This window comes from Brevundimonas sp. (assembly GCF_036659295.1).
In the GTDB taxonomy this organism is placed as follows: Bacteria; Pseudomonadota; Alphaproteobacteria; order Caulobacterales; family Caulobacteraceae; genus Brevundimonas.
The window spans coordinates 21,289-27,288 of record NZ_JAVXCU010000033.1 but is presented as its reverse complement, the minus strand read 5'-3'; the positions used below and the strand labels follow the sequence as shown (position 1 = coordinate 27,288).

The following is a 6,000-nucleotide window of genomic DNA, read 5'->3' as shown; positions in this document are numbered from 1 at the left end:
TATGGCTTTCCAGCGCAATGACGCCCTTGGACTTCATAGTCTTGGATAGCTGGAACAGCAGGCTGAGCAGGTCCTTATAGTCCTGCTTTTTCCACTTCGGACCTTTGAAACACTTGCCCAGACCCGCCAGCGTCCCCTTGATGACCGGCATGGAGTTGGAGATCAAAAAGGCCGCAATACCGGCCCCGAAGATCGCCATCAGCTCATAGGGCAGCGAATACAGGATGGTCGCCATCTTGCCGCCGTGCAGCAGGAAGCTGCCGAACACCATGGCGAACAGCATAATGATGCCGATAATCTGGAACATGGGCGACCAAGGCTCTGGAATGGTTCAAACTGGGACTTCTTGTGAAGGTTAATGCTTAAGGCGAGGTTTCAACCGCAAGCATTTCCGGGATTGGCGCAGCCTATATTCGTTGGCTATGGACAGTCCCATGTCCGAGTTTGCTGCGATCACCCCGACCGAATTTAGTGCCCATAGCCCTCACGGCCTGCTGTATGGGCAGGTGTGGAAGGGGGACGAGAGCAAACTGCCCCTGCTGATGCTGCATGACTCGCTGGGGGCGGTGTCGCTGTGGCGCGACTTTCCGCAACAGCTGGCACAGGCCACGGGGCGCACGGTTGTGGCCTATGACCGCTCAGGTTTTGGCCGCTCGGTCGTGCGCCGCGAACCTGTAGCCGCCAGCTTTATTGCCGACGAGGCGTATGAGGGCATTGTGCCGGTGATGCAGGCACTGGGACTGGAGCGGGTCATCCTGCTGGGCCACAGTGTCGGCGGCGGTATGTCGCTGGCCGCAGCGGCGGCCTTGGGTGCTCAGGTTGCCGGTGTCGTGACCATGGCGGCGCAAACCTTTGTCGAAGAGCGCACCTTGCAAGGTATCCGCGAAGCAAAGCTGGCCTTTGCGCAGGACGGTCAGGTCGAGCGTCTGGCCCGCTATCATGGGGCGCGGGCGCGCTGGGTGCTGGATGCGTGGATCGAGACATGGATGGCACCAGACTATGCGGACTGGTCGCTGGAAACGGTGCTGCCCCGTATCAAGGTGCCAGTACTGGCCATGCATGGCCAAAATGACGAGTTCGGCAGTGAACAGCACCCGCAGATGATCGCGGCCTTGAGCGGCGGCGAGGCACGGATGCTGATGATGGAGGGCATCGGCCACATGCCGCACCGCGAGGCCACCGATCAGGTGCTGGCCGAGATCGGGGCCTTTGCGGACGCCATCGGCTAGGTCTGTTTCCCGTTACGGGCATAAAAAAAGAGCGACGCCGTTCACAGCGTCGCTCTTTTGCTTTTGAGGCGAGGGCAGTGTCCTAGAGGCGGGTCTTGCCCGACAGGATGTCCTTGCGCATCGCCTTGGTCATTTCCTGATAGCCGTCATCACCGCCACGGACATAGATGATGCCCTTGATCTTGTCAGGATCGAAGCCGTCGGCCACCAGATCGACCTTGCGGTATTTGAACGTGCCGGTGGTCGAGGCCGATTCCATAATCCGCACGAAGATCGGGCGGGCATAGGTGGGCAGTTCCGCTTCGGCACGGGCCGCAAAGGCCTTGGCATTGAAGGCGGTGTCGGGATCAAGCACCAGCGCCACCATGCCGCCCTTGCCATCCTGACCGGGGACTTCGACGCCATAGGCGATGACTTCCTGCACACCTTCGGCTTCGGACAGATGCTGTTCGACCTCGGCGGTCGAGACGTTCTCGCCCTTCCAGCGGAAGGTGTCGCCCAGACGGTCCATAAAGAAGACATAGCCTTCTTTGTCCTGACGCATCAGGTCGCCGGTACGGAACCAGCGGTCGCCCTTTTTGAATACGTCGGTCAGGACTTTTTTCTGCGTGGCGGCCTTGTCGGCATAGCCGGTGAAGTCGTGCTTCACCGAGCTGCCGATGACGCCGATCGCCTCGCCCGTATCGCCGACACGGACCAGTTTGCACAGGCCGTTAGGCAGGCGGACCGGCTCGCCATTATCGTCCAGTTCGATGATGCGCAGGTTCAGCTGTGACTTCAGATAGCCGGGCACGCGGCCAATGGCACCGGCCTTGCCGCCAAAGTTGAACAGCGAGACATTGCCCTCGGTCGAGCCGTAGAATTCGAGGATATTGCCGATGTTGAATCGGCCCTGGAATTCTTCCCACACATCGGGACGCAGGCCGTTACCGAAGGCCAGACGCAGTTTGTGGGCGCGCTCGTCGGGGTTTTGCGGCGAGTTGACCAGATAGCGGCACAGCTCGCCGATATAGACGAACATGGTCGCGCCCGTCGCTTTGACGTCGGGCCAGAAATGGGTGGCCGAGAAGCGGCGGCGTGTCACGACGCGGCCGCCGTTCAGCAGCACCGAGCCGACACCGACCAGACCGCCGGTCGAGTGGTACAGCGGCAGGACGTTGAACAGCACGTCTTTCTGGGTCGAACCGGTGGCTCCGGCAAAGGCACGCATATAGGTGCGGGCGCGGGTATGGGTGATCCGCGCGGCCTTGGGCAGGCCGGTGGTGCCCGAGGTGAAGATATAAAGGGCGGTGTCGCGGTTGGTCAGACCCTTGCGGATGCTACGCTGGGGACGGACCGAAGAGGCGCTGCGGACAGCATTGTCGAAATCGCGGCGGTTATTGCTCTCGTTGGCCTCGCCCAGACCCAGCACCCACAGCATCATGTCGCGGTCCACCAGACCGCGCGTATCATCGACCGCCTTCCAGCAGTCCTCGTCGGACACCACATTAAAGGCCCCCGAAATGTTCAGGCAGTGGGCCAGAGCCGGACCGGTCAGGTTGTTATTGATGAGAGCGGTGGCGACGCCGACCTTGGCGAAACCGAACCATGCGGCCACATATTCCACGCGGTTGTGCATCATCAGGGCGATGGTATCGCCGCGCTTGAGATTGCGACCGGCCGCCCAGTTGGCATAGCGGTTCGCAAGGGCTTCAAACTCGCGATAGGTGAGTTTGCGCGTCTCGTCCTCGAAGGCGATGTTGTCAGGGTATTTGTCGACGGCCTCTTCGATGTCGTCGCAGATCAGTACATCACTGTCGAGCGTGATGGGCTTGATCCTTTTCAAGAGGCGCAACAAGCCTCCGACAAAGCGGATTTCTTGCTTGATGTTCGCCACCATACCCATGAGCGCGTCACCTTTCCCTTTGTGTATTTTCTTTTGTGATGAACGGCCTGTCGGGCGCGGTCAACAGCCGGAAGCGGGGCTTTGGGTCATTGTTACGTAAAACTGCGAAGATTGCGTCTTTTTGTCTAACCCAAGGTCAAGATAGCGGGCGACCTTAGGTAAACTCCGGGTGAAGCGAGGCAATCTTGTGCAGGCGGAGCAGCTGCACAGCAGTTTTGGCCGAACGCAGACACTCGCATTGGCCGCGCCAGAGGTCTGCGAATATGATATCGGCGATTTATATTCTGGCGGATGGCTGGCGATGTCGGCCAAGGCCTTAGATTTGTCTGCATCTGTTGATGGTCTGTCCGCAACCGAGCGGAATGTTGGAGAGCGTATGTCGTCCAAGTCGTCCTCAAACTCTGGCCCAAACAATGGCGAGACGCCGCAGGGTGAAAATCCGGCTGCGCAACCGCCTGTCGAAGGTACGACGCCGGATGCGGCGGCGGGTTTCCAGCGTGGCCGGATCGTGTGGGGGCGTCCGCCTCAACCGGTGTTCCGCGCAGGTCCCTTGCCGCGCGACGAGGGTCTGGCACGTCTGATGGCCATGCCGCCTCATCCGCAAGCGGTAAAGCCTACGGTCAAGGGTTCGGTGGCCACCGGCAGCGCAGCGGCATCCGGCGTCGCAGGCGGGAGCAATATTCCGCAAGCGGCGCGTACAGCTAATCCACCGCAAGGTGCGCCGCGTGGCGGCCTGACCGGCTTGGGCGGTTTCTCCAATGTGCCGCAACGACCGGCCACACCGGCCCCCGTAGGCCAGACGGTGACGTCACCGGCAGAGCCTGCACCGGCCCGCGGATTGTCCGGCTCGCTGGTGCCCAAGGCCAAACCGGCAACGCCGCAAGCGGCCCCCCAAATCACACCGCAGCCAGAACCCATTCAACCCGCCCCGCAAGAGGACATCGTTGTGATGTCCGAACTGGAACCGGTGGTGGCGCCACGCCGTCCGGTGGCTGGTGTTGTGACCGACGCATCTGTGCAGACAAAGCCTGTGGCGATGAAGCCCGCACCCGCATGGGGTAAATGGGCTGTGGCCGCGGGTGCATTGGTCGTGGCGGCGGGCGCGCTGTTCTGGTGGATGAACCGCGAGCCTTCAGCGCCTACGGTCCCCGATGTCGCGCCGCAAATGACCGCGCCCGAGGTGGCGGCCCCTGAAACCCCGCCTGTCGCGCCTGAAACGGTGACACCTACGACCGCAGCGCCGCAGCCTGTGGACGTGGCCCCCGCACCGCAGCAGGCGGCACCGCAACCGGCCCGTGACGTGACCGCGCCCCGTGTGCAAACCCCAAGCCGCAATCAGGACCGCAATCTGGCCCCCCGCGAGGTTACCCCCGCAAACCCGCCGGTTGTAGCCGCACCCGCCCCGACACAGCCTGCGCCCATCGTGGTGCAACCGCCTGTCGAGGCCCCTGTGGTCGAGCAAGGCCCGCCGCCGACAGCGGCTGCGCCTGCCCAGACCAATCCCGATGCCCCTGTGGTGACACGTCCGCAAAAACTGGACTAGACGGGGTTTGATACAGGCGCGGCAGCAGGGATGCGCCGCGTCTTTGCGGTTTGTGGCCTGTCGGGGTGGTTGGTAAATGTTTGAGATGACGCCTGAAATCGTGGCGCTGCTGTTTGGTGCAGCGGTTCTGGCCGGTTTTGTCGATGCCATCGCGGGCGGAGGGGGACTGATTACGGTTCCGGCCCTGCTCGCTGTGGGGGTCAGTCCTGTCGCTGCCATCGCCACCAACAAGATTCAGGGCAGTTTCGGTACAGCCGCAGCCACCTATACTTTTTGGCGCAAGGGCCAGATCGATTTTGCCCTGCTGAAATGGCCGCTGATCGCCACGGTGATCGGGGCGATACTGGGCGCAATTGCCGTCAGTTTTGCCGACACCAAATGGCTGATGGTGTTGTTGCCGGTGCTGCTGGTGGCGATTGCGCTGTATTTCCTGTTCGGGCCCAAGGCGACCGATCAGGATGTGACCGCCCGCATGACGCCTCTGGCCTTTGGTGCGGTGGCGGGCGGTATCGGCTTTTATGACGGCTTCTTCGGGCCGGGTACGGGATCTTTCTTTGCGCTGGCTCTGGTGACCTTGCTGGGCATGGGGCTGACGCGGGCGACGGCGCACACCAAGGCGCTGAACTTTTCCAGCAATGCCGTATCGGTGGCGGTGTTTGCGGTCGGTGGCCACGTTTTGTGGGCCATTGGCCTGTTGATGGCGCTGGGACAGGTTCTGGGCGGCTGGCTGGGATCACATGCCGCGATCCGGTTCGGGCCGCGCCTGATCCGTCCCCTGCTGGTGGTCATCTGTCTGGGAATGGTGGCCAAGCTGTTGTCCGATCCGGCCAATCCGCTGCGGATGTGGCTGATGGGGCTGTTCTAGGCTTTAGGCCAGTTCGAGGCTTTAGGAGAGGGTGATGTAGCCGCGTTCCAGCATGCGGCGCAGACCCTCATAGGCTTCGGCCAGTTCCTCATAGGCGGTGCGCGCACTGACCAGACGGGCCGTCTGGTCGGGCGTAACCGGTGATCCCGAATGGGTAAGGCGCAAAGCCTCTGCGACCCAGCGGGCGCGGGCCTGTGCCGTGCGGGCGGCCATTTGCTCGAAATCCGCAGTGGTGATCTTGCCCAGCGTATTGGCGATGATCTCGCGGTTGGCGACATAGGCAGTGTAGTCGATCTGTTCCAGCTGACCGCGCAGGCGGCGCTGTTCGGCGGGGTCCATATCCTCGGGCTGGAAATGGTCCTTCTGGCGGCGATAGCTCTGGGTCAGGATAGAGGACATGGATCTGGCCTAAACTGGAACGGCGCGAGGGTGCATCTTCCAAGCTGGACCCATCGGGTTAACTGCGGGTTGAGGAAGC

The 6,000-nt window shown here is 62.1% G+C and carries 6 protein-coding genes; 3 read left to right on the top strand and 3 right to left on the bottom strand.

Annotation, left to right across the window (positions count from 1 at the left end; all coding sequences use genetic code 11):
* A partial coding sequence (locus tag RSB01_RS07940) for a motility-associated protein (RefSeq protein WP_332625271.1) occupies positions 1-307 on the bottom strand: 307 nt, incomplete at its 3' end.
* 127 nt (positions 308-434) lie between these two features.
* On the opposite strand from RSB01_RS07940, the gene RSB01_RS07935 reads away from it, so the two are divergent.
* Positions 435-1,229: an alpha/beta hydrolase gene (locus RSB01_RS07935; RefSeq protein ID WP_332590012.1), complete on the top strand. Its 795-nt coding sequence runs from the start codon at positions 435-437 to the stop codon at positions 1,227-1,229.
* Positions 1,230-1,311: 82 nt separating this feature from the next.
* Here the strand turns inward: RSB01_RS07935 and RSB01_RS07930 are convergent, their stop codons facing one another.
* Positions 1,312-3,114: a long-chain-acyl-CoA synthetase gene (locus RSB01_RS07930; protein ID WP_332590011.1), complete on the bottom strand. Its 1,803-nt coding sequence runs from the start codon at positions 3,112-3,114 to the stop codon at positions 1,312-1,314.
* A 322-nt stretch (positions 3,115-3,436) separates the two neighbouring features.
* Here RSB01_RS07930 and RSB01_RS07925 point away from each other — a divergent pair, with 322 nt between their 5' ends.
* Positions 3,437-4,657, top strand: a complete 1,221-nt coding sequence (locus RSB01_RS07925) for a hypothetical protein (RefSeq protein ID WP_332590010.1) — start codon at positions 3,437-3,439, stop codon at positions 4,655-4,657.
* A gap of 76 nt (positions 4,658-4,733) precedes the next feature.
* Positions 4,734-5,522, top strand: a complete 789-nt coding sequence (locus tag RSB01_RS07920) for a TSUP family transporter (RefSeq protein WP_332590009.1) — start codon at positions 4,734-4,736, stop codon at positions 5,520-5,522.
* Between the two features lie 21 nt (positions 5,523-5,543).
* On the opposite strand, the gene RSB01_RS07915 is transcribed toward RSB01_RS07920, so the two are convergent.
* The gene (locus RSB01_RS07915; protein ID WP_332590008.1) at positions 5,544-5,921 is read right to left on the bottom strand and encodes a hypothetical protein; all 378 of its coding nucleotides are present in this window, start codon (positions 5,919-5,921) and stop codon (positions 5,544-5,546) included.
* Between the last annotated feature and the right edge of the window lie 79 nt (positions 5,922-6,000).

Excerpts from the sequence above, each read along its gene's own strand:
- RSB01_RS07935 (WP_332590012.1), top strand. The coding sequence starts at position 435 with ATGTCCGAGTTTGCTGCGATCACCCCGACCGAATTTAGTGCCCATAGC.
- RSB01_RS07930 (WP_332590011.1), bottom strand. The coding sequence starts at position 3,114 with ATGGGTATGGTGGCGAACATCAAGCAAGAAATCCGCTTTGTCGGAGGC.
- RSB01_RS07920 (WP_332590009.1), top strand. The coding sequence starts at position 4,734 with ATGTTTGAGATGACGCCTGAAATCGTGGCGCTGCTGTTTGGTGCAGCG.
- RSB01_RS07915 (WP_332590008.1), bottom strand. The coding sequence starts at position 5,921 with ATGTCCTCTATCCTGACCCAGAGCTATCGCCGCCAGAAGGACCATTTC.